General features: G+C 50.8%; 17 protein-coding genes and 1 pseudogene. 7 read left to right on the top strand and 11 right to left on the bottom strand.

What is annotated here, in order from left to right:
* Positions 1–58 precede the first annotated feature (58 nt).
* The 5 genes from ASN_RS11650 to ASN_RS11635 all read left to right on the top strand — a co-directional run bounded on the left by ASN_RS11650 (position 59) and on the right by ASN_RS11635 (position 3,843).
* The gene (locus tag ASN_RS11650) at positions 59–784 is read left to right on the top strand and encodes an amino acid ABC transporter ATP-binding protein (RefSeq protein ID WP_058989300.1); all 726 of its coding nucleotides are present in this window, start codon (positions 59–61) and stop codon (positions 782–784) included.
* Positions 785–918: 134 nt separating this feature from the next.
* A complete protein-coding gene (locus ASN_RS19695) occupies positions 919–1,137 on the top strand; it encodes a hypothetical protein (protein WP_157765171.1) in 219 nt (72 codons plus the stop codon).
* Complete coding sequence (locus ASN_RS11645; RefSeq protein WP_058988273.1) at positions 1,127–1,978, top strand: sugar phosphate isomerase/epimerase family protein; 852 nt, start codon at positions 1,127–1,129, stop codon at positions 1,976–1,978. The genes ASN_RS19695 and ASN_RS11645 overlap by 11 nt, the downstream gene beginning before the upstream one ends.
* A 14-nt stretch (positions 1,979–1,992) precedes the next feature.
* Positions 1,993–3,057 carry an isopenicillin N synthase family dioxygenase gene (locus ASN_RS11640; RefSeq protein WP_058988272.1) on the top strand — a complete coding sequence of 355 codons (1,065 nt, stop codon included), beginning with the start codon at positions 1,993–1,995 and terminating at the stop codon, positions 3,055–3,057.
* A 39-nt stretch (positions 3,058–3,096) separates the two neighbouring features.
* A complete protein-coding gene (locus tag ASN_RS11635) occupies positions 3,097–3,843 on the top strand; it encodes a class II aldolase/adducin family protein (RefSeq protein WP_006559020.1) in 747 nt (248 codons plus the stop codon).
* 262 nt (positions 3,844–4,105) lie between these two features.
* Here the strand turns inward: ASN_RS11635 and ASN_RS11630 are convergent, their stop codons facing one another.
* Complete coding sequence (locus ASN_RS11630) at positions 4,106–4,942, bottom strand: phytanoyl-CoA dioxygenase family protein (RefSeq protein ID WP_058988271.1); 837 nt, start codon at positions 4,940–4,942, stop codon at positions 4,106–4,108.
* Positions 4,943–5,180: 238 nt separating this feature from the next.
* Here ASN_RS11630 and ASN_RS11625 point away from each other — a divergent pair, with 238 nt between their 5' ends.
* A complete protein-coding gene (locus ASN_RS11625; RefSeq protein ID WP_082666658.1) occupies positions 5,181–7,502 on the top strand; it encodes a TonB-dependent receptor in 2,322 nt (773 codons plus the stop codon).
* Between the two features lie 247 nt (positions 7,503–7,749).
* Here ASN_RS11625 and ASN_RS11620 read toward each other — a convergent pair whose 3' ends face one another.
* The 6 genes and pseudogenes from ASN_RS11620 to ASN_RS11595 all read right to left on the bottom strand — a co-directional run bounded on the left by ASN_RS11620 (position 7,750) and on the right by ASN_RS11595 (position 14,477).
* On the bottom strand, positions 7,750–8,358 hold the full coding sequence (locus ASN_RS11620; RefSeq protein ID WP_157765170.1) for a DUF4405 domain-containing protein: 609 nt from the start codon (positions 8,356–8,358) through the stop codon (positions 7,750–7,752).
* Positions 8,359–8,398: 40 nt separating this feature from the next.
* Complete coding sequence (locus ASN_RS11615) at positions 8,399–9,109, bottom strand: tetratricopeptide repeat protein (protein WP_058988269.1); 711 nt, start codon at positions 9,107–9,109, stop codon at positions 8,399–8,401.
* Complete coding sequence (locus ASN_RS11610; protein ID WP_058988268.1) at positions 9,109–11,400, bottom strand: TonB-dependent receptor; 2,292 nt, start codon at positions 11,398–11,400, stop codon at positions 9,109–9,111. The genes ASN_RS11615 and ASN_RS11610 overlap by 1 nt, the downstream gene beginning before the upstream one ends.
* Positions 11,401–11,545: 145 nt before the next feature.
* Positions 11,546–12,229: a Fe2+-dependent dioxygenase gene (locus tag ASN_RS11605; protein ID WP_039904696.1), complete on the bottom strand. Its 684-nt coding sequence runs from the start codon at positions 12,227–12,229 to the stop codon at positions 11,546–11,548.
* 435 nt (positions 12,230–12,664) lie between these two features.
* Positions 12,665–13,263, bottom strand: a pseudogene (locus ASN_RS11600) (IS5 family transposase); the annotation flags it as partial.
* Between the two features lie 134 nt (positions 13,264–13,397).
* The gene (locus ASN_RS11595) at positions 13,398–14,477 is read right to left on the bottom strand and encodes an IS5 family transposase (RefSeq protein WP_058988266.1); all 1,080 of its coding nucleotides are present in this window, start codon (positions 14,475–14,477) and stop codon (positions 13,398–13,400) included.
* A 486-nt stretch (positions 14,478–14,963) separates the two neighbouring features.
* Here ASN_RS11595 and ASN_RS11590 point away from each other — a divergent pair, with 486 nt between their 5' ends.
* Positions 14,964–16,445, top strand: coding sequence for a phosphomannomutase (locus ASN_RS11590; RefSeq protein ID WP_058988265.1), 1,482 nt, complete (start codon positions 14,964–14,966; stop codon positions 16,443–16,445).
* A gap of 63 nt (positions 16,446–16,508) precedes the next feature.
* On the opposite strand, the gene ASN_RS11585 is transcribed toward ASN_RS11590, so the two are convergent.
* The 4 genes from ASN_RS11585 to ASN_RS11565 form a co-directional block, all read right to left on the bottom strand.
* Complete coding sequence (locus ASN_RS11585; protein WP_231948190.1) at positions 16,509–17,957, bottom strand: hypothetical protein; 1,449 nt, start codon at positions 17,955–17,957, stop codon at positions 16,509–16,511.
* A gap of 64 nt (positions 17,958–18,021) precedes the next feature.
* The gene (locus ASN_RS11580; protein WP_231948189.1) at positions 18,022–18,795 is read right to left on the bottom strand and encodes a glycosyltransferase; all 774 of its coding nucleotides are present in this window, start codon (positions 18,793–18,795) and stop codon (positions 18,022–18,024) included.
* A gap of 275 nt (positions 18,796–19,070) precedes the next feature.
* Positions 19,071–20,422 (bottom strand): IS3 family transposase gene (locus ASN_RS11575; protein WP_099048284.1). Its coding sequence is split into 2 segments (ribosomal slippage): positions 19,071–20,086 and positions 20,086–20,422, totalling 1,353 coding nucleotides; the frame shifts between segments, so codons are not numbered across the junction.
* Positions 20,423–20,720: 298 nt separating this feature from the next.
* Positions 20,721–21,683: a hypothetical protein gene (locus tag ASN_RS11565; RefSeq protein ID WP_058988263.1), complete on the bottom strand. Its 963-nt coding sequence runs from the start codon at positions 21,681–21,683 to the stop codon at positions 20,721–20,723.
* Positions 21,684–21,729: the final 46 nt, after the last annotated feature.

Raw genomic sequence — 21,729 nt, 5'->3', positions numbered from 1 at the left:
TCTATCCGGCGCAGCCCCCGTTACTCCAGACGCTGTTGGTACGCCCTCGGATGACGCCATGATTTCCGTACGAAACATGAGCAAACTCTATGGGGACTTTGTCGCGCTCGACCGGCTGAATTTTGATGTCCAGCGTGGGGAAAAGATTGTTGTGCTTGGGCCATCAGGTTCGGGCAAATCCACCCTGATCCGCACCTTCAACAGAATTGAACCCCATGACAGCGGCAGCATTCTGATTGATGGCACCCTGATTGATGACAAGACCAACCTTACCCAGCTTCGGTGCATGGTCGGCATGGTGTTCCAGAACTACAATCTGTTCCCTCATCTGAGTGTAGTAGACAACTGCACCCTTGCCCCTCAGCTTGTGCGGTCCCTCTCCCGCAAGGAAGCGAAGGATATGGCCCTCCACTTTCTGCGACAGGTGGGCATACCGGAACAGGCTAACAAATACCCCATTCAGCTTTCAGGCGGTCAGCAGCAACGTGTGGCCATTGCCCGCGCCCTTTGCATGCAGCCTGAGGTGATGCTGTTTGATGAACCGACCGCTGCCCTTGATCCGGAAGCCATTACCGGCGTGGTCAGCATCATGAACACCTTGGCAGAACAAGGTATCACCACCCTGTGTGTGACACATGAGATGGCTTTCAGCCGCCATATTGCTGATAAGATCATTTTCATGGACCGTGGCCGCATTCTGGAAATCACGCCGCCGGAAGAGTTTTTCACAACGCCGCAGACAGAACGAGCCCAGAACTTCCTGAACCAGATGATTCGCTACTGAGGCACATCCAAACCCAAGCCCTGCCAAAAGTAAGGTTTGCAACATTTCAAACGAAAACTCGTCCACTTCATTATTAACTGGAAATGAAGTCTTTACCCGGGCAGGTTCGCCTGCTCCCGCTTACAGGGGATATCATGACCGCCTGTTCTGTGCGCCTTTTCGTGAAAAACGGGTTGGCACATCCCGCCGCGGATTTCTGTCTGCCAACACCCCAAAGCAGCCAGACATCCTCCCTCCACAGGCACCGTGCCTACCGGGAATGGACTTCCCGTACAGTGACTGATCACCAACACGCTCCAGTTCTGACACTACCGGAATGGAGCCCCCTTTCAGGATCTTCCCATGCGTCTTGATGTTTTCAAAACATTATGGGGAGATTTCCGTCCCTGGGGTGCCGCAATAAAGGATATGACGAAGGCAGGCTTTACCGGCATTGAAGCCCGTATTCCCGCTTCAATGGACGATGCGCGCCAAAACGCGGATGTGCTGGCTGGAGAAGGCATCCCCTATATTGCCATCGCCATGACAGGTGGCGGTGTGATCCCACAGCAAGCGGCCACCATTGAAGATCATCTGGCTGATCTTCAATCCGCTCTTGAACGCGCGCTGTGCATGAAACCGCGCTTCATCAACGTGCTGGGAGGAAATGACCGCTGGTCCGCCCCCCAGCAGGCCGAGTTCATAAACCGGGCCCATGCCATCGGTCAGGAAATGGGACTGCTCTGCAGTTTTGAAACACATCGCTCCCGTATTCTGGCCACCCCGTGGATCACAATGGATGTGCTCCCCCAACTTGCCGACGATATCCTGTTTACGGCCGATATCAGCCACTGGGTTGTCAGTTGTGAGCGGCTTCTGGACGACCCGCTTGATGATTTCTCAACTTTTCTGAGCCGCGTTCATCACGTTCAGGCACGTATCGGCTATGATCAGGGGCCGCAGGTACCGCATCCCGCTGCCCCGGAATATGAACCAGCCTTGCGCTTCCACCAGCACATCTGGGAACAGATCTGGCTGGCGCAAAAGAAACGTGGGTACGCCGTTACCACCCTGACGCCAGAATGCGGGCCTGATGGCTACCTGCACACTCTGCCTTTCACCAACGCCCCCATTGCCGATTTGTGGAGCCTGAATGTGTGGATGGGCCAAACAGAACAAGCTCATTTCAAACAGTTCATGACCCTCTGCCCCTAACCGGAGATCCCGACATGACATCAAACACCCCTCAGGCAGAACAGACTGAAACCTTCACGTCCATCCCGGTTGTCAATATTGCGGGGCTGTATAGTGAAAACCCGCAAGACCGTCAGGCCGTAGCAGAAGAACTCGGGCAAGCCGCCCGGAATGTCGGCTTCCTCTATATCTCTGGCCATCAAGTGCCCGATGATCTGATCAAAGGCGTGCGCGAGGCCGCGAAAAACTTCTTCGCCCTGCCCTTTGAGCGCAAGATGGATTATTACATTGGCACATCCGCCACCCACAAAGGCTTTGTGCCTGAAGGGGAAGAAGTTTACGGCTCCGGGCGGCCAGACCACAAGGAAGCCTTTGATATCGGCTTTGAAGTTCCGGCAGATAACCCATTGGTCAAGGCCGGTACACCGCTTCTGGGCCCGAACAACTGGCCCACAGTTCCCGGTTTCAAGGAAGCCGCACAGGCTTACTACAAAGCAGTATTCGCACTCGGGCGGACACTGTTCAGGGGCTTTGCATTGGCCCTTGGCCTGCCCGAACACTACTTTGACGACCACGCAAATTTCCCACCGTCAAAACTGCGTATGATCCACTACCCTTATGACGCCGAAGCCCAGGACGCCCCCGGCATCGGGGCTCATACGGATTACGAGTGCTTCACCATTCTGCTGGCTGACCAGCCGGGGCTGGAAGTGATGAACGGGCACGGAGACTGGATTGACGCCCCGCCCATTCCCGGCGCTTTTGTGGTCAATATCGGAGATATGCTGGAAGTCATGACAGCCGGGGCCTTTGTGGCAACAGCGCACCGCGTACGGAGCGTCAAGGAAGAACGGTATTCCTTCCCTTTGTTCTATGCCTGTGATTATCATACCCAAATTCGTCCTCTTCCCGCCTTTGCCACAGGGAAGGAGGATTACGAAACCATTACCATTGGCGAGCATATGTGGGCGCAGGCTTTGCAAACCTATCAGTATCTGGTGCGCCGCGTGCAGGAAGGCAAACTTACCCTGCCTGAAGGCGCACGCAAAACCGCCACCTTTGGCCATTTCAAACGGGCCAAATCTGAACCTGCCGCCTGAAAAAATGGTGCGTGTCTTAGAAAAACAGGACGTATTTTAATGTCTCTTGCCTCTGCTGCCCCCACAGAACAGGCTCTGCGTGAAGAACTGGCTGCCGCCTACCGTCTTATGGCGCTCTTCAACATGACCGATCTGGTTTACACGCATCTATCCGTACGGTTGCCCGGTGAAAGCCATCGTTATCTGGTCAACCCTTATGGGCTGCTTTTTGAAGAAATCACCGCCAGTTCTCTGGTGATTGTGGATGCTGATGGTCAGCCCCGACAGGAAACATCCTGGCCGGTCAACCCTGCCGGGTTTGTCATTCACTCCGCCATTCATCGCAGCAGGCCTGATGCAGCATGCGTCATGCATAGCCACACTGTAGCAGGCATGGTTGTTGCCGCGCAGGACCAGAAAATTCTTCCCCTGAACCAGATGAATATCGAATTTTATGGTGCTGTGGGCTTTCATGGTTATGAAGGCATTGCTGCGGATGACAACCTGAGCGAGCGTGAACGCCTGGTGCGCGATCTTGGCAACCATTGTGGGCTCATCCTGCAAAATCACGGCTTACTCACTGTGGGTACAACCGTAGCGCAGGCCTTTTACCGGATGTACTATATGGAGCAGGCATGCCGTATCCAGATTGCGGCACAGGCGACAGGGATGCCATTGCATATCCCATCCGAAGAAAAAATTCTTCGTACCAAAAAGCAGTTTGATGATGACCCTGATCAGGGCCAGCTTATCTGGCAGGCACTCCGCCGCAAACTGGACAGAGAACAACCTGACTACAAAGACTAACTCAGGCTTAGAAACAGATACCGGAACACGCACAAGGGCCAGCCGTTATGCGACTGCGCCCATCTGCCTGTTCCTGCATGAATGCCGGGGACTATACTTCCCCCAGAATCTGCCTTCTTGATTTGCTGATGCACGGGAACAAGCCTGCCCCTTTCTCCTTTATCGCAGCCATAGAAGTGCCTGCCGCAACTTTTTCCATACGCAAAAATATCGGAAAAAGATCAGGCATTACCCCGCCACGGCGGGGTAACAACACAAAACCTCAAGCCGCAGTGGGTGCCGGAAGGATCTGTGGGAAAGTGGCACAGGTAAGCGGCCCTCCTGCCACCAGATTGTCACCTTTGACAGGCGGCGCAAGATCGCTTTTGATTTCCATGTAACGCGCATCATCGCCGGCCCAGCAAGTGGACAGCACACGGCGCGATCGATTGGGATTGATATTGCCCGGTGCAGCGTGCAACGTACGGCAGTGGAACACAAGGCAGTCACCGGGTTTCAAGGCCCATTTCAGAATCTCATGATCTGCCCGTGCAGCATCGATATCCGGAACTGCAGGGCGGTTATCGCGACTGCCATTGAAGCGACTGGCGCTGTCAAAGGGCACGGCTTCATAAAGTGTGTTCCAAAGATGTGACCCACGCACAAATTCCAAAGACGTTTCAAGCGGAATCTCATCCAACGGCATCCATACCGTCAGCGCCTGAGAACCATCCACACACCAATAAGATTGATCCTGATGCCATGGCGTCCGTTTAGAGGTGCCACCTTCCTTAATCAGCAGAAAATCATGATAAAATGTGACGGTACGAGAATGCATCAAGGCACCCGCAACATGAGACAACGGACCGGTCCAAACAAAATCACGAAAAGCAGGAACACGCTGCCACACCAGAACATCTCCGAAAAAACCACCTTTTTCTTCCGGGTTCCCAAACTTGAAATGATGCGGGCCAGCGGCGGCAATGGCTTGTGGCAACGCCTCTGTAAGTGATTGTAGTGTTTCAGCCGGTATCACGTTACGCAGGCAAAGCGCTCCATCCTGTTGAAACTGAGTGAATTGCGCTTCAGATATGAATGGAGAGGTAATAAAGGGAGACATCACGAATCACGTCCTTCTTGCGGCTCTGTGACTGATATCATGCCAGAAAAAGCCATCTTCCTCTGTTAATCATTTCGAAAAGTGAACTTTTTCTGTTTGATAACTGAAACGCCTGAAAAGCGCTCCTTCTCCAGATAAATTCTGTTACTCTTCCGGAAGAAAATGCAGACTGGCCACACCGCCTGCCAGATCTTGCTGGTTCTTCAACACAGATTTGAGGATAAGGAAACCACAGATCATGATGTCTGGTCGTTGTCAGCCTTCCGGAAGAACCGGGCTACGCCGAAAGAAGCTTCTCCTCTGTTGCGCCGTTTTTGTCGGGGCAGAATGGGGGCATATAAATCTCTCTTCTCATGCAAATGCGCAGTCTGCACCAGCCGTTACGGGTAAGGTGGGAGGCGTAAAAAAACAGGTACCCGTCACAAAACGCAAACCTGCACCCCGCCCGCGTTCCATTGAAGGCGCTGTAGAAGATCTGGAAGTCCGCACCAGCCACAGAAACGCTGCCCTGCATACTGCCGGAGCCGTTACGTCCATTGGAGGCGCGGAAATTCGGGCCCTCAACCTTAACAACCCCAAGGATATTGCAGGATTTGTGCCTGGGCTCAGTGCGGTCGAGGCCACATCCGGCAGTGTCCCTATTTTCAGTATCCGCGGCGTAGGGCTCGATGATTTCAATGCCTCGAACATGAGCGGCATTGGAATGTATTTTGATGGTATTTACTCGCCCTTTCCTGTTTTCTACTCCGGCCAAATGCTCGACATCCAGCATGTAGATGTCATGAAAGGGCCGCAAGGGTTTGACTACGGTCGAAGCGCGACCGGCGGTGCCATAAATTATGAATCTGTGAAACCCACAGACCAATTTGGTGGTTATCTGACATGGGGGTACAGCAGTTATGCGACCAACACCGCCAAAGGGGCCATCAATGGGGCGCTGACAGACCGCATTACAGATCGTTTTGCCTTTTCCTATCGCAATGGGGATGGCTGGCAGAAAGATCTGCATAACGGAAACCGCTATGGCGCGAGCGATCTCCTTGCTTTGCGCAACATGACAAAGTTTGAACTGGATGACAAAACATCCCTTCTGCTGAACATTCATTACACCCGCAATTACGGCACACCAAACTCTCCGCAGAATACAACAACAGATAGCCTGATGGGTTTACCTGTGGGCACCAATGGTGTTTCTGGGTCCAACCGTGATGCAACCCGCGTAAACGTGGGAGATTTTCCCGTAAGCCGCAGAGAAAATGGGGGCGGCGCAGCGCTAACCCTGCGGCATGACTTCAGTTTTGCCACGCTGGTAGCAACCTCAGCCGTGGATGCCTACTCCCGCCGTATCTATGATAACTTTGACGGATCACGGCTGGAGCGGTCAGACTATTACTTCCGAGACAATTATTTTGTGCAGTCTCAGGACATCCACTTGACGTCCAGAACCGCATCTCCTGTGCGCTGGACTGTCGGATTGTTCGAATCATTCGATCATATCGATGGTCTTTATAAACATATGGAAAAAGACCTGTATGAACTGCCAAGCGCCAATTTCACATCTGACTATCGGCAGCAGAACGTTTCCTTTGGTGTTTACACCAACAACGTTGTAAAAGTAACCAACAAGTTCCGCCTCATTTTTGGCGGTCGCTACTCCATGGATCAACGGTCCTATTTTGGCGGCACGGTTGATAATGATGGAGCCGTGAGCGGTGTGCCCATGGCCAACCTGACCCATATCAGCCAGACACGCTACAACAATCGCTTTACCGGAAAAGTGGGGGCGGAGTATCAGGTGACACCCGATGTGCTCCTTTATGCCACCATTTCCAACGGCTATAAACCCGGCACCTATTACTCCGCCGCAGTGGGTAGCCAGCAGGCCCTCTCTTATGTACGGCCCGAAAATCTGGTCGCTTACGAGGTCGGCGCCAAGGCAGCACTCTTCAATCGCACCCTCACTCTGCAAGGTGCGTTGTTTGATTATGAATACCATAACAGACAGACATTGGTGGTCGCCAACACGCTGACTGGTGTTGCGGGAACACTCGGCAACATTCCGCGTGCCCGTTCTCGTGGGGGGGAATTACAGGCACGATGGGTCACCCCTATCAAGGGTCTCGATTTTAACGCCGGTTTTTCCTACATGGATGGCATCATTCTCAAGGCCCCGTCGTCAGTACGCGGTATGAGCCTGATTGCCCCCATTTCCAACAACACGGTTTTACCGTTCTCCCCCCGTTTTTCATGGGACGCAGTGGCACGGTACCAATGGAACCTGTCTAAAAACTACACCATGGCGTACCAGGTCAGCTACACATGGAAAGATAATCAGATTGACGGCCTGGCAGACCCTAATGGCATTACCGATAAAATCAGTACCATGGGCATGCGGCTGGCTCTCCGTCCCGCCAACAGCAAATGGGAAGCCTCCGTCTGGGTGGATAACCTGCTGAACAAGCATGGTAATACCTATTCATTCTCCAGCAACGACAATTCTCGTGTGGAATACAGACAGACACCCCGATGGATTGGTGGAGATCTGACTTACAATTTCTAGTTTTTTGGAAAATCAGTTAGAGATTACCGGGGGACGATAATGGCAGGCCCCGTGCCTGCCAGAATTCAGCCCGGTCCACGAGCATATCGCTCGTCAGCGCTGCATAACGTGCTAATCCGCCCATCAAGCGGAGTGACAAAAGATGTGACATGGCAAGGAGGAGCGCAAAATCTCCCCTTGCATCACATAACTTCAAAATACTCAGAAAAACTCTTTGTTCATTCTTGATGCAAAGAGAAATAACAACTTACCCCTTCCTATGGCGTCCATGCTCAGAATTTTCGGGTTTTCCCGGCATGAGTGCCATCAGGACATCATTAGGCATGCGGTTGCTTGCCTGCGCCACCTGATCAACTGTCTCATCATCTGTCGTGACCACAAACTGATGAGCGCGCAGTCGGCCAAGAGCACCTTCCGCGTCAGTACCAAAAAGAGGCGCCAGTTGCCCGATCGGCGCTTTGGTTGCCATTGCAGCAAGCCGAAAAGCAACCTGCTTTCCTCCGGCTGATTTTCCCGTGGGCTGCAGAAAAAAATAGACACAGGACAGAACGCCTATGAGCACAGGGATATACAACAAGCCACGACGGCCATAATTCACCAAAGGCGTCCAGTTTTTAAGCAGGTGTAATGCAAAAGCCAGCAACAGAACCATGCTGAGCCATTCATGCATTGGATGAAATGCGCCCGGGCCCCAATGAAAAAATAATGCTACACCCGTCACTGTCGAGATTAAAAAGAAAATGGTTGTAAACGGGGTACCATACTTGTTCATGAATTTTGCGAACGGTCCCCGTGAACGAGACGTCGAGGCCGCAGGTGTCGCTGTTGCAGAAACTTCGGGGGGCATTGTGAACAACCTTTGATAGCAGGGTTAAAAGTGAAATGTGGAGTTGATCCTATCCTGGCAAAACGGACTGCTTCCCACGTCCAGATGGTCCTGCAATAAGCTCTCGCGCTTTAGCAGAAACTTTTAGAAAAAGTGGCAACCTTGTTTTAGAGAGAAAAACCTCAAGCATCTGCCAGTAAGCAGGAAAACCGTAAGATAAGGAACGTTCAAACCAGTATAAGGCTTTTTTGTCGTTCTTTTCTTCCAGACAGATACGCCCTATGTTGAACGCCGCCCAGCAATCCTCGGCCTCCGCACCAGCCTGAAAGTAAAGACAAGCTTTTTCTTTATCAGGCTGCCCTGTAGCCAATCCGCTCTCGCAAAGGGTTCCCAACATATTAAGAGCCTTGTTGACACCACTGCGTGCTGCCTGAACATAATACCTGAAGGCCAGTTGCGGGTTGGCCTCTACGCCATCCCCAGCAAGGTACAGATCCCCAAGATTGAAACAGGCCCAACCGTCTCCCTGGTCTGCGGCGGACTCAAAATATTTGATGGCGTGGGCCACGCTTCGCGTAACACCCCACCCTTGCTCATAAGCGCGACCAAGCATGTTCAGGGTCTGCGGTTGGCCGCTTTGCGCCGCCACCACAAACATATCAAAAGCTTCTGTAAATGCACCTTTGTTGAGATACATTTGCCCTATCAGCAACTGAACCTCAACATTATCCGGCTGTTTTCTGGTGAGGGACGTATCCCTCACCAGATCATTTGTTTCCATCAGAAGGTTAAACCTACGTTCCCAATGAAGGAGCGGCCTGGCCCCGGCACTGCACGACTGGTGCTGAAGGAGGACGCATAATTCAGATGGTTCGTAATGTTGTTCGCATTAAACGAAATACGATAATGCTGTGCCTCCCATGAGATCATACCATTCAGTGAGAACTGGTAAGGAATACGGGCCGTGTTACTGAAATCTCCATTTGCCCAATAGCCAGAAGCATATTGCGCGCCGCCTGCAATCTTCAGGTGACCTGTTTCAGGTCGGAAAAGGTGATCAGTCAGATCATAGGATGTCCACACCGAGAAATTGTTATGTGAAACGCCGGGCGCTTCCTTTCCACGATAGGTCGCATTGTTCCTGATCTTGCCGTCCATCCAGGAATATGCACCATAAATGTCCCAGTTTTTCGTAATTTTCCCAGTCAGGTTCAGCTCCACACCGCGTGTGCGCAGACCAACGCCAGAATCACTAAAACCTGTTACAACATCGCCATTTTCATCATAATAGTAGGAATTGTTTTGATTGATCTGAAAGAACGCCACCCCTAAACCCAGACGCTTATGCAGGAAATCGGTCTTGTTCCCAAATTCAAACAGATCGCTCCGCTGCGGTTTAAAGTCCGCACCATTTTGCGGCGTATCACTAGGCAGAATGGTAACCTGAGAGGAAACATCTGTCCCGATAGGCTTGTAGGATCTAGAGAACGTAAAGTAGAAAGAAGATTTTTTCAAAGGTGTATACATAATGCTTCCGGATGGACTCCACCGGTCAGCATTCTGTTTCTGACGAGGCACAGGCGTTGCTGACAACTGGTAGCCTGCGAATGTTGATTGGAACGCATCCCAACGAACAGATCCAAACAGCGCCAGTTCTTTTGTCAACTGGATATGGTCTGAAAGAAACAGGCCGACATCACGTTGATCAGAATTGGCCATATTCGCTTTAGGGAAGCGAAGATAGGCACCGTTAGCAGAGTGAGAGGCATTACGGATCGTCTGGTTGTTGACCCGCCCATACCATGTCCCAACGTAACGATTTTCATCCTGGTAGTTGACATCAACACCAAATTTCAAATCATGCTTCATGTTCCATGTCGTAAAGCGTGCCGCCCCCATGAGAACATTTTCTGCGCCCCACCCTTTTGACAGGTAAGCAGCACCGCCTCCGGCACCATAACTTAAGGCGGGATTTCCTCCTGCCATAAATTGGCTCACACAGGCCGCCGTACTACATGCAGCAGGTGTCGTCGCTGCATAATTACGTTCGTATTTAGTCAAGCGGGTATTGTTACTAAGCGTGAACCAGGATGAAATTTTAGATTTAAGCGAAGACGTTAGGCTATGAATATCTGAGTTATCCCTGTCTTCGCTCCGAGCGAATGTTGTATTCCGTGCAAGACCTTCACTGGTCATGGGGCGGTATGTACCATTCGCCATTTTGATCATACCGACACCATAATCTGGCATACTGTCAGTATGCAGCCACCGCCAATTCAGATGCCAGGACGTATTACTACGTAACCCCACCCCGAGATCGGCAGATGCGCCATAACGGTTTGAATAGACGTAATCTCTGTCCGCCACCCCTGCCCGGTTGTACATACCGTTAATGCGCAGAGCGACATCTTTATTAAACTGGTAATTTACATCCCCTTGACCACGATACATGCTGGCGCTGCCAAAAGCCTGATCGTAATTATAAGATGTTCCCTCATGGGCTTTTTTAAGGGACTCATTGATAAGTCCACCTAGGTTGGCTGCGCCAAAATACTCACCCGCAGGCCCCTTAATGGCTTCAACATTTTCAATATCAAAAATATCACGCGTATATGTACCGAAGTCTTTTAGTCCATCGGTGTAAATATCGCCGCGGGCCTGCTGACCACGGATGCGGAACTGGTCCCCATTCAGGCCACCTCTCCCTTCCCCTGTGGAAAGAGTAATACCTGGCACGTTTGCAAGTGCCTGATCCAACGTATAAAGCCGCTGTTGCTTGATGATTTCCTGCGGAACAACATTGATAACCTGCGGGGTATCACGCACTGAAGTCGGCATGCGCCCAATATCAAGTACTGTCGCATTTATATTGGGAATTTCAGCCGGCCCCTTGGTCTCACCTTTTACCCGAACGGCAGGAAGTTTGATGTTAGTGTCAGTTGCTGCCGGCTCGGTTTTTGTCTCCTGAGCCTCTGCTTCTTTATCTGTCCAACTCAGGCCTGCCGAAAGACCTATGGCAACTGCCGCACCAAGACGAACTTTAGGGGAAAGAGCACGGTCACACCGTTTCATTATGATCTCCTGAAGGATGCAATCATCCAACACTGATACGCAGCACAATTTGTTTTAGCCGCCCCCTTATGATGTTATTGACTCTCGTTCGCAACTCGAGATCATTCTTCACATCGAAAAAAGTCGGAAGACTGTTGCCTTTCCGTCACAGCTCAGCCCATTTACGCACCAGATTATGGTAAGTGGAAGTCAAGCCAAGGATAGCCGGGGTCGTGTCTGGTATAAGCTGCCGCACAGATCTAATTGACTGATCCAGTTCATAAAGAAGCGTCCTGCAACCGTCATCCTTCACCATAGATTGGGTCCAGAAAAAGGAAGCCCACCTACTCCCTCGGGTGACACGATTGACTTTATGCAGGCTTGTTGACGGATAAAGAACAAGATCACCTGCTGGGAATTTAACAGAATGAGTGCCGTAGGTGTCCTGGATGACAAGTTCTCCACCGTCATACTCATCAGGTCCACTCAAAAACAAAGTGGAAGAAACATCAGTACGGATACGGAACCCTGTTTCGGGGTCGGGACGGATACTATTATCAACGTGGTATTCAAATTCCATTCCCGCGTCGTACCTGTTAAACAACGGAGGAAATACACGTAACGGCAATGCTGCGCTGGTAAACAGCTCGTTTCTTGCCAGAGCATTCAGGACAAGTGTCCCAAGCTTCCGCCCGACCTCTGAATCCTGAGCGATCTGAAGATTTGTCTTAGCTTTGGCTGACTGATCACCCGCTGTAACCTTACCATCAACCCATTGGCTCGCACCAAGCTGGCGCAAACAATAAAGGACTTCATCTGATGTCAATACACGCGGTATGTGGATCAGCATTCTTTTACTCACTTGGAAAACGAGAGACAGTCGTGATATGCGAACAAGTCTTAGTTGCATATTTTTCAGCTCGACACCATAGGCGTTAAAAGCTCTCTTTTTATCTCCCTGTCGGCCGAGTGAATAACGCGCACCTAATCGGGAAGCCTTGGATGGTCTGCCTAAAAGGTTCCGTCGCTTTCACAGCGATTTACGCCTCTCTCAACCATCTTGCCAAATTCGCCAATGAGCAAAGTGGACAGGACAAAACCAGTTGGAGCACTCTAAAAAACCTTTGGTTTTGAAAAGTTTTTTTGTTTCGCTCTCCTAGACTTGATTGAAAAAGATTGAACGTAACAATCCGATTTGTTTAATATTGAAGAGCGTCTGTCTCGCTGGGTGGTCTTGGCAATTAACTACGCGAAGTATTTCCCAGACATTAGGGCTAATCGACATTCATGCGATCCAGATCATGGCTGCTGCGAGATAGATGAAGCCGGTGAAATGGATGGTTCTGCGATCGTAGCGCGTTGCGAAACGACGAAAATACTTGAGGCGATTGAAGCATCGCTCGATACGGTTTCGGTCTTTGTAAAGAGCCTGGTCGTGCGGGATGAACACCTTGCGGTTCCGTTTTGACGGAATGACAGCCTCTGCGTTCATGACAGCAATCTTTTCGCGGAGCCCATTGCTGTCATAAGCCTTATCGGCGATGACTGCACTCGCAGTCTGGCCTTCGAGCAATGCAGATACCTGGGTGGCGTCATGAACCTGACCGCCGGTGATAATGAACCGTAACGGTCGCCCCAGAGCGTCGGCCAGCATGTGGATCTTGGTGGTTAATCCCCCTCGGGAACGCCCCAGCGCCTGATTTTGCGCCCCCCTTTTCCGGTTGCCGCGTGCTGGTGGGCACGAACAATGGTGCTATCGATCATCAGATACTCGTTGTCACGATCGGCGGTCAGCGCAGTGAATACCCGCTCCCATACGCCCGCATGGCACCAACGACTGAAGCGCCGGTGGACCGTCTTCCAGTTTCCATAGCGTTCAGGCAGATGGAGGGATCGAAGAACCGTCAATTGATGTGCGTGGCCCGTGATTTCTGGCTTTTGGCGATTTGATTGACGGTTTTTGCGATGGCATCCGGTCTGCGTTTTGAGCAGATTGGGCGCTGTTATCCGCTTGATAGCTACGCTGTGGTGCTGATCCGCTGCAGGAAGAGGAAGCGGCGCATGTTGTAGACGATATTGGCCAGGCCGATCCTCATGGTGGCTCGACTGATACCGACAGTCCGGACAAACAGCCCCGTCTGTGACTTCTGATCGGCAAAGACATGCTCGACACGCGAGCGGATGACCGACTTTCCAGCATTTGATTTCTGGATATGCCGGGGCATAGGCTTGAGATGCGGCTTTTTGCGATGAACCTTGGAAACAAATCCCTGCTTTTCCATGAAGTCTTCGTTGGCTTTTGAGCGATAGGCCGTGTCAGCCCAGACACTTGAGGCCGTATTGGTTTTATCCAGCAGCCCCTCTCTCAATCTCGCGCCATCACTGGCGGCGGCATGCGTTGTTTTCCATTTCCGGATGAACCGGTATTTCCGATCGATGGAAACATGCGATTTATAGCCAAAGAACGGGATGGCGAGATCACTGGATGGCATGGTTCCATCATCCTGCAGCTTCGCTTTGGTGAACTTTAGCGTCCAGCGCGCATGACGATCCTTGTGCGACAGCTTTGACGGCTTGTCCTGCCAGTCTTCAGGAATACGTCCTTCCCGAAGATCGGCTTTCTCTGCGTTGGTGTTCCGCTGCTTTGGAGCCGCTACCAGTGTGGCATCCAGGATCTGGCCGGACATCGGCAAATACCCGGCGTTGCGCAGGGTCGCATCAAAGCGGTTGAACAGCCCATCGATCGCACCCGCCTGGGTCAGACGCTCGCGAAACAGCCAGACCGTTTTGGCATCCGGCACCCGATCTGAAAGTCCCAGCCCAAGGAAACGCATAAAGGAGAGGCGATCGTTGATCAGATATTCCGTCCGCTCATCAGACAAATTGTTGAGCGTCTGGATCACCAGAATTTTGAACATCAGCACCGGATCAAATGGCGGTCGTCCGCCTTTGCTTCCGTCAGAATACGCCAGAACCTTCTCCAGGTCAGGGCGGAAGACTTCAAAATCCACAGTCCGGGAAAATGCTTCGAGCTGATCACCAAGCCCGCTCAGCCGGGCAAGCCGCTCTTCAACGTCAAAAAATCCCGCCTGCTTCATGATCCATACTCCAATCAACGCAAGGAAAATGGAATCACAGAGCAGACCTCAATACCAGAGGGTTTTTCGAACCCTCCATCTTTGACAGATGCGCTACGTGATGAAGTGAACGCGAAAGGCGTAAGGGTCATTTCTATTATGCCCGGCACGACAGCGACGCCTCGCCAGGAAGCTATTTATCAAACAGCCGGTAAACCCTATAATCCAGATATTCTTCTGCAACCACAGGATGTCGCCGTCGCGTTATGTAATAGTCTCCTCCTGCCACGAACAGCAGAGACAACAGACATTTTTATCAGGCCTATGCAAAAATTCGACGTTCCACGCGAGGAAAAGTAAGCTCATGCATTTAGAGATTAAGAAGACATACTTATGAAAGATAACGGCTCCCTTTACATATATTTACAGTATAGAATTATCCGCTAAATCAAAAAACAATCTTTAGATGAATACAGTAAGGAGGAAACCGTGAAAATATCCCAATGGATGGAACAATCTGGTGTTGTTTTTGGTACAAGTGGCGCGCGTGGCTTGGCTGACAACATGAGTGATATGGTCTGCTTTGCCTATACAATGGGGTACCTTCAGCATCTGGCTACGATAGGTGAATTTTCTCCGCACACCATGGTTGCTGTTGCCGGAGATCTGCGCCCCAGCACGCCACGCATCATGGGCGCCTGTATCGCGGCAATCAAGTATATGGGAGGAGAGCCTGTATTTTGTGGGTTTGTTCCCAGCCCTACTCTGTGCCATTACGCTTTCTCTTTGAGAATTCCCTCTCTTATGGTGACAGGAAGCCATATCCCTGCAGACCGCAATGGTATCAAGTTCAACCGGGCTCAGGGCGAATTTCTCAAGGACGACGAATTGGCCATGAGAGATCAAAACATAGAGCTTCCTGAAGAGATGTTTAATGTAAATGGCAAGCTTATAAAGCCAGTCGCGTTTCCTCCCGTTACAAACATCATTCCGAGTTTTATTGCCCGTTACCGTGATTTTTTTGGTGCCGATGCTTTATCTGGTCTATGCCTCGGGGTTTACCAGCATTCCGCCGTTGGGCGAGATGTTCTAACCGATATTGTGGAAGCTCTTGGCGGTGAAGCCATACCCCTTGGTAGATCTAAAAATTTTGTAGCTGTTGACACCGAAGCTGTGCGTCCTGAAGACGTTTCCTTGGCCAATCAATGGGCCGCCCAAGGAAAATTTGACGCCATCCTAACAACTGATGGCGACTCTGATCGTCCGTTGCTGGCAGATAAGCATGGAAATTGGCTCCGAGGAGACATATTAGGGATTCTGGCTGCTCGTTTTCTCCAGGCTGCTTCCGTCACTACCCCAATCAGCAGCAATACAGCCTTGGAAAAATCCGAGTTTGCTCGGCACACTCAACGTACGCGCATTGGCTCCCCTTTTGTGGTGGCGGAAATGATGAAAGCTGCTGCCGCAGGGATAGTTCCTGCTGTTGGCTATGAAGCAAATGGTGGCTTCCTGCTCGGAACTAATGTGACATTTGAAGAGCGTACTCTTTCGGCATTACCCACCCGTGATTCCGTTCTTCCAATGATATGTGCACTGGTTGCCGCTCGGCGGGAACAACACGGTCTTGCTGGATTGGTTGAAAATCTACCGCCGCGCTTTACACAAAGTGACCGTTTGGCCGATATGCCGACAGAAAGAAGTCTTTCGCATCTTGCGCTGCTACAGGAAAATCCTGATGAAAGTCTGGAAAACCTTGGCTTTTCCAAGATATGTGGACTACTGGCACATATTGATAAGACAGATGGCATACGAATGACTTTTCGCAATAGCGATATTGTACATCTGCGCCCATCAGGAAATGCACCGGAACTCCGTATATACGTTGAGACCAGCAGCCCGGAGCGAACTGAAGAACTTCTTCGAATTGGTATGAAGATCCTAGAAAAATGGAGAAACCCAAGCACTGAAAAACAGTTCCTGACCTCATAATAAATAATGCTCATTAAATCGAAAAATTACAGATAAGCCTGATACACCCAGTGTATTTTATTTCTAGAGCATTTTTGTCAAAAGGCGTGGTTTTTCTTCCGCGTCCGCAAGATGCTCTTGAAATTCCGCAACGGAGTTCTGAACAACTGTTTCACGAGACTGCAGATCAACGCGAGCAATGGCTGCAATTAGCATGCCAATCAATAAGTAGAAATTCAGAAGCCCTAATGTTGGACTTGAAATGCAGGCCGCGACAATGCCTCCGGCCAAAGCAGAAAGCATTCCATCTATTACCAGACGTTCTGGCCCTGGAGGAACAGTGCGTCGGGCGTGCATGGCTGCTCTCAAAAGTAATCCATCAAAAATGAGAAGCCCGATCCCGCCTATTATCCCTATTGTCGATAACAGGCTTGGAATAAGGCTGGAGGCCCTGTTGCTTCCCCACCCTACCCCTAAGCCATAGGTCTCTCCAACCAAAGCCATTGAATCACTGTCCGCTTGTGAACGGTCTTGGTACGATTGGCTCTGCTGTTTTTCTGTAGTGGATTGATAGACATTTTGGGCGGCTGGCACAACTTGCGGAACGGCTGTTACCAACACAAGAATACCACAGCCCACGACTGCGGCCCCGCCGACAACCAACCGTAGAATGTTACCCATTAATCGTGTTGCTCCTGTCAGCATGATGGCGACAGGCAGGAGACAAAGACCAACCGCCACTGTCGCAAACCCTGTGGTTGATGTTGTGCAGGCCAGTGCAAAAGCAGACGCCGGAATCAGCCACTTTGCTCCTGCTATGGAATAGCCCTGCAGGACAATCCAGACACAGGAGAACAAAATCTGGCACAGAAACATTGCGCAGGCAGCTGGTTCCGAAAAGGATGCATTGATACGCGGGACCGGACCTGCCATCTGGGTATTGAGAACAGCCCAACCCGGATTGGAATAGAAAAAGATATCGGGATAAGGCACACCTGCAAGACGATGGGCTAATTGCCACATGCAAATTATGACAACTCCCCAGCCTGACAGAAGAAACGTGCGATAAAGTTTCTCGATAGAGACATCATTCCGCGTTAAAAATCGTGCAGAAATCACCATTAAAGATGTGTTGATAATCAGATAAATATCCTGAGAAATATTCCCAAAATTTGGAGAAAGTAAAACACGCCCCCCGACAGTATCGCCTTTCTGAGGCCAGACCATAACCTGATTCATGAACAACCGAGGCATGATCAATGATCCCACGACGGTCCACACGACAACAAGAATAAAAGGAAAACACAAAGCCATGACTGTTCTGTCACCGGGGTAGCGCACTCCCATGATCCACTGCAACAGAACAAAACTTATAAAAGCCAAGGCCGGAACCATGGCGGGTTGTACCCCCAACCCACCAACAATAAGAGCGGCCGCAGCAGGAAGAACGCCAGCAAACAACAAAATATGCAACATGGTTGTAGGGCGGGCCCACAACAGCAAACACAAGGGAAAAAGGATCATCCCCACCATCGGCACGGTCATTTTCCCACCTTTTTATTTTTATATATTGCGAACAATCTTGTTTAAAGGCGTCCTATTGTTCGTTCTGTAGTGCCATAGCATTTTCCACAACATGAAACATATTCTGGCGAAAAGCCTCTTCAGAAAACCGTTGGGCATTGGTATGGCAAAGCTGTGCATCAATGGGCGGCACTGTCGCTTCAAATTGTTCGACAGCGGCAACAATTGCCTCTGCACTCTGTTCACTGAAAAATATACCTGTGGGGCCAGCTATATCATTGTCTTGCCGAACAATGTCGCGTGCGCCGCCGCGGTTGAAAACAATCAGCGGGGTTCCACATGCCTGCGCTTCCACCATTGTGATGCCAAAGTCTTCTTCAGCCGCAAACACAAAAGCTTTCGCATGACACATGTAATTCTCGACATCTGCATCACTTAAACGGCCATGCAGGATAATATTAGGGGCATGAGTTGCCAAATGCGCTATTTTTTCACGCTCTGGTCCATCTCCCACAACATGCAGAACCCTATCTGGCATACGGGAAAAAGCCTCAACAACCAGATCAATACGTTTATAAGGCACCATTCTTGAGACGACGACATAATCCTGCCGTACAGAGGGCAGATTTTTCCATGGTCGCACTTCTACCGGTGGATAAACTACTTGAGCCTGCCGACGATAAACTTTTCTAATCCGACGGGCAATGTAATTGGAGTTGGCTACAAATACATCCACACCAGATGCCGAGCGTACATCCCAGTTTCTCATATGATGCAGGAGCCAACGTGCATATAGGCTACGCACTCCACGCTCCATATTGCTTTGGCGCAGGTAGGCAGCCTGCATGTCCCACGCATACCGCATAGGTGAATGGACGTAACAAATATGAATCTGATCTGGTCCGGTGATCACGCCCTTGGCAACTGCGTGGTTGCTGGAAATAATCAGGTCAAAGCCCGAAAGATCCAACTGTTCAACAGCAATTGGCATGAGGCCGAGATAGTAACGGAAAAAACGCCGTGCGAAAGGAAGCCGTTGAATAAATGTTGTCCGTCGTCGAAAGATTTGGGACTATGGATGGTGTGAAATAACGGAGGGTCTGGCCCATCTGATTATGATGTTTAGGCGGCACGCTGCTGATGAAGCAAGCGTCGTTTCTGGATGGTAGCTCTTTTGATGCGCTCACGTTCGAGCAGGATTGTCTGCCCCCGTCCGAACCAGACATCTGCCGGCGTGAGATTGTTGAGGCTCTCGTGATAGCGGCGCTGATTATAGTTTTCGACGAATGCCTCGATCTGGCTTTCGAGATCTCCAGGCAGATAATAATGCTCAAGAAGCACGCGGTTCTTGAGCGTCTGGTGCCAACGTTCGATCTTCCCCTGTGTCTGGGGATGGTTGGGAGCGCCACGCACATGATCGATGCTGTTCTGATTTAGCCATTTCGCGAGTTCGTCAGCAACATAACAGGGGCCGTTATCGGAGAGCAGTCGCGGCCGGTGTCTGACCGTGGCTTGATGAAGCCCTGATGCCTGCAAGGCGAGTTCCAGCGTTTGCGTCACATCGGATGCGGCCATGGTCGTGCACAACTTCCAGGCGATGATGTAGCGTGAGAAATCATCAAGGATGGTCGACAGATAGAACCATCCCCATCCGATAACCTTGAGATAGGTGAAATCCGTCTGCCAGAGCTGGTTCGGCGCTGTTGTTTTTGTATGGAAGCTCTCCGCCGCCTTGATGACGATGAATTTCGGACTGGTGATCAGGTCATGGGCCTTGAGCAGGCGATAGACCGAGGCTTCCGAGACGAAATAGCCCTGCTCGTCGGTGAACCGCACGGCAATTTCACGAGGCGACAGTTCCGGCGTCTCCAGCGCCAGATCAATGATCTGTGCACGGATATCGTCCGCGATGCGGTTCCATATCCGATTGGGTCCAGAGGGTTTGTCCGCCAGGGCTTCCGGGCCGCCCGTCCGATAGAGATCGCACCAGCGGTGAAAGGTTGAACGCGGGATACCAATCTTGCCGAGAACCTGCCGAACCGGCAGGGCTGATTGCTCGACAAGGCGGATGATCTCGAGCTTTTCCGAAGCCATATATCTCATGCGGGGTCTCCCCCAGCCCCGATCATGCTTTTTTTAAGCAGGCGCAGTTCCAGTGTCTGCTCGGCCACGACCTCTTTCAGGGCCCGCGCCTCGTCACGCAGATGACGGACTTCACTGGTTGTGGCGTTACGCGCCGTATCGCCCGCAAGTCGTTTCTTCCCGGCTTCAAGAAACTCCTTCGACCAGGAATAATACAGGCTTTCGGCAATACCTTCACGGCGGCACAGCTCAGCTATGCTGCTCTCGCCCCGCAGGCCATCAAGCACAATGCGGATCTTCTCTTCCGCCGAATACTGCCGACGCGTCGCCCGGCGGATATCGCGGATCAACCGTTCCCCCGATGTCGTCTCCGGCAAGGATTTCTGGCTCATACTTCACTCCTTCGTCGTTACGATGAGCCAGAAATCCTCCATTATTCAATTCACCAATTTCGTCCCATAGATCCTGACGGCGGACATTGTTATCTGTTTGATTGGACTGGTACTTTTTTATGGCATAATCTGGATGCAGGCGATCACGCCTGAAGAAAGAACCTCCCTCTTTCATATACTCCTGCATCTGAAAACAATCGGACGCAAAACCCTCTCCCGCGGTCGTGCGGATTAGTCATCTTCAAAGAAGCCTCTTGAATTGGCGTCTGATTAAAGTGCGCTTCTTTCTCTTATCACCTTACATTTTATCGGTTATTTTCCTGTAATCCTGCCCGTCCCATGTCACAACTTTTCCTGGGTCACACACTGCCCCCTTCGTGCCGCCAAAGCCAAAAAGAGTGGCCGGGATCTTGATATTATTGTACGGGAGGCTGGTTTCAACATAACATGGTTGCTTGGGATTTTTTGCGTCCCATCCATCCACTGTTATCGTTGACCCTGGACTCATATAGAGTGAACCAGCAGGCACACCAACAAGTGCAGACAAGACTATTTCCGGTTTTTCTGTTTCAGAATTTTCAATATGCCCTGTAAAGGATGTAGGGCCCCGGAGAATCATTTGCTGGGTATTGAAATCGAAGCTGGTACCTTCAAAATCAAATTCCCAACAAGATTCCTCATCAATTCCGGCAATGGCATTGTTATAAATTGTTCCGCCCACAAACGTTGAACGCTCGCCGGCATTATAGACGCCCGGTTGGGTGTAAATACCAATATTTCCGTTTCCAATAACAACGTTGAACATATCAACGCCCCATACATTATCACCAAAGGATAGCCCATGGTTGAATCCCTGGATGGAAACACTGGATAATGTAATTTCAGCGTTGATATTATGATTCTTGTTATCAGTATAATTCATTGTTATGCCATCAATGGATTTGTTTCCATGTAGCGTTATATTTTCCAGTTTGTTTATGCTTTCCTTCTGCGCACGGGGAAACCCTTCCTGTGACACATAAAAACAGGTGCCGCTTTTCATGGCACATTCAAATGTGCCGTTTTTGATCGTCACCAGATCGGGGTTGATTTTTAAGGGGCGGGTTAAGGTTTTTGTTTTCCCCTGAAGATCAAAAAGGCAGCTTCGCTTGCCTGCGTAACAGCTATTAAGCTCGTCTTGCAGGTCTGCACCATCATCAGCCAGAGCAGCCGCAAGAGGTATAAAGAGACCAAGCGTCGTCAGACACGCAAAGATTTTCATCGCAAACCCACCTCACAATGAGAAGCGTCTGTGCATCCGAAAAACT

It is taken from the genome of Acetobacter senegalensis, assembly GCF_001499615.1.
Classification (GTDB): Bacteria; Pseudomonadota; Alphaproteobacteria; order Acetobacterales; family Acetobacteraceae; genus Acetobacter; species Acetobacter senegalensis.
This window is presented reverse-complemented; position numbering and strand designations above follow the sequence as displayed.

Excerpts from the sequence above, each read along its gene's own strand:
- ASN_RS11580 (WP_231948189.1), bottom strand. The coding sequence starts at position 18,795 with ATGCAGGCTGCCTACCTGCGCCAAAGCAATATGGAGCGTGGAGTGCGT.
- ASN_RS11565 (WP_058988263.1), bottom strand. The coding sequence starts at position 21,683 with ATGAAAATCTTTGCGTGTCTGACGACGCTTGGTCTCTTTATACCTCTT.
- ASN_RS11635 (WP_006559020.1), top strand. The coding sequence starts at position 3,097 with ATGTCTCTTGCCTCTGCTGCCCCCACAGAACAGGCTCTGCGTGAAGAA.
- ASN_RS11605 (WP_039904696.1), bottom strand. The coding sequence starts at position 12,229 with ATGCTGATCCACATACCGCGTGTATTGACATCAGATGAAGTCCTTTAT.
- ASN_RS19695 (WP_157765171.1), top strand. The coding sequence starts at position 919 with ATGACCGCCTGTTCTGTGCGCCTTTTCGTGAAAAACGGGTTGGCACAT.
- ASN_RS11640 (WP_058988272.1), top strand. The coding sequence starts at position 1,993 with ATGACATCAAACACCCCTCAGGCAGAACAGACTGAAACCTTCACGTCC.
- ASN_RS11645 (WP_058988273.1), top strand. The coding sequence starts at position 1,127 with ATGCGTCTTGATGTTTTCAAAACATTATGGGGAGATTTCCGTCCCTGG.
- ASN_RS11625 (WP_082666658.1), top strand. The coding sequence starts at position 5,181 with ATGATGTCTGGTCGTTGTCAGCCTTCCGGAAGAACCGGGCTACGCCGA.
- ASN_RS11630 (WP_058988271.1), bottom strand. The coding sequence starts at position 4,942 with ATGTCTCCCTTTATTACCTCTCCATTCATATCTGAAGCGCAATTCACT.
- ASN_RS11610 (WP_058988268.1), bottom strand. The coding sequence starts at position 11,400 with ATGAAACGGTGTGACCGTGCTCTTTCCCCTAAAGTTCGTCTTGGTGCG.
- ASN_RS11590 (WP_058988265.1), top strand. The coding sequence starts at position 14,964 with ATGGAACAATCTGGTGTTGTTTTTGGTACAAGTGGCGCGCGTGGCTTG.
- ASN_RS11595 (WP_058988266.1), bottom strand. The coding sequence starts at position 14,477 with ATGAAGCAGGCGGGATTTTTTGACGTTGAAGAGCGGCTTGCCCGGCTG.
- ASN_RS11615 (WP_058988269.1), bottom strand. The coding sequence starts at position 9,109 with ATGGAAACAAATGATCTGGTGAGGGATACGTCCCTCACCAGAAAACAG.
- ASN_RS11650 (WP_058989300.1), top strand. The coding sequence starts at position 59 with ATGATTTCCGTACGAAACATGAGCAAACTCTATGGGGACTTTGTCGCG.
- ASN_RS11585 (WP_231948190.1), bottom strand. The coding sequence starts at position 17,957 with ATGGTGGGGATGATCCTTTTTCCCTTGTGTTTGCTGTTGTGGGCCCGC.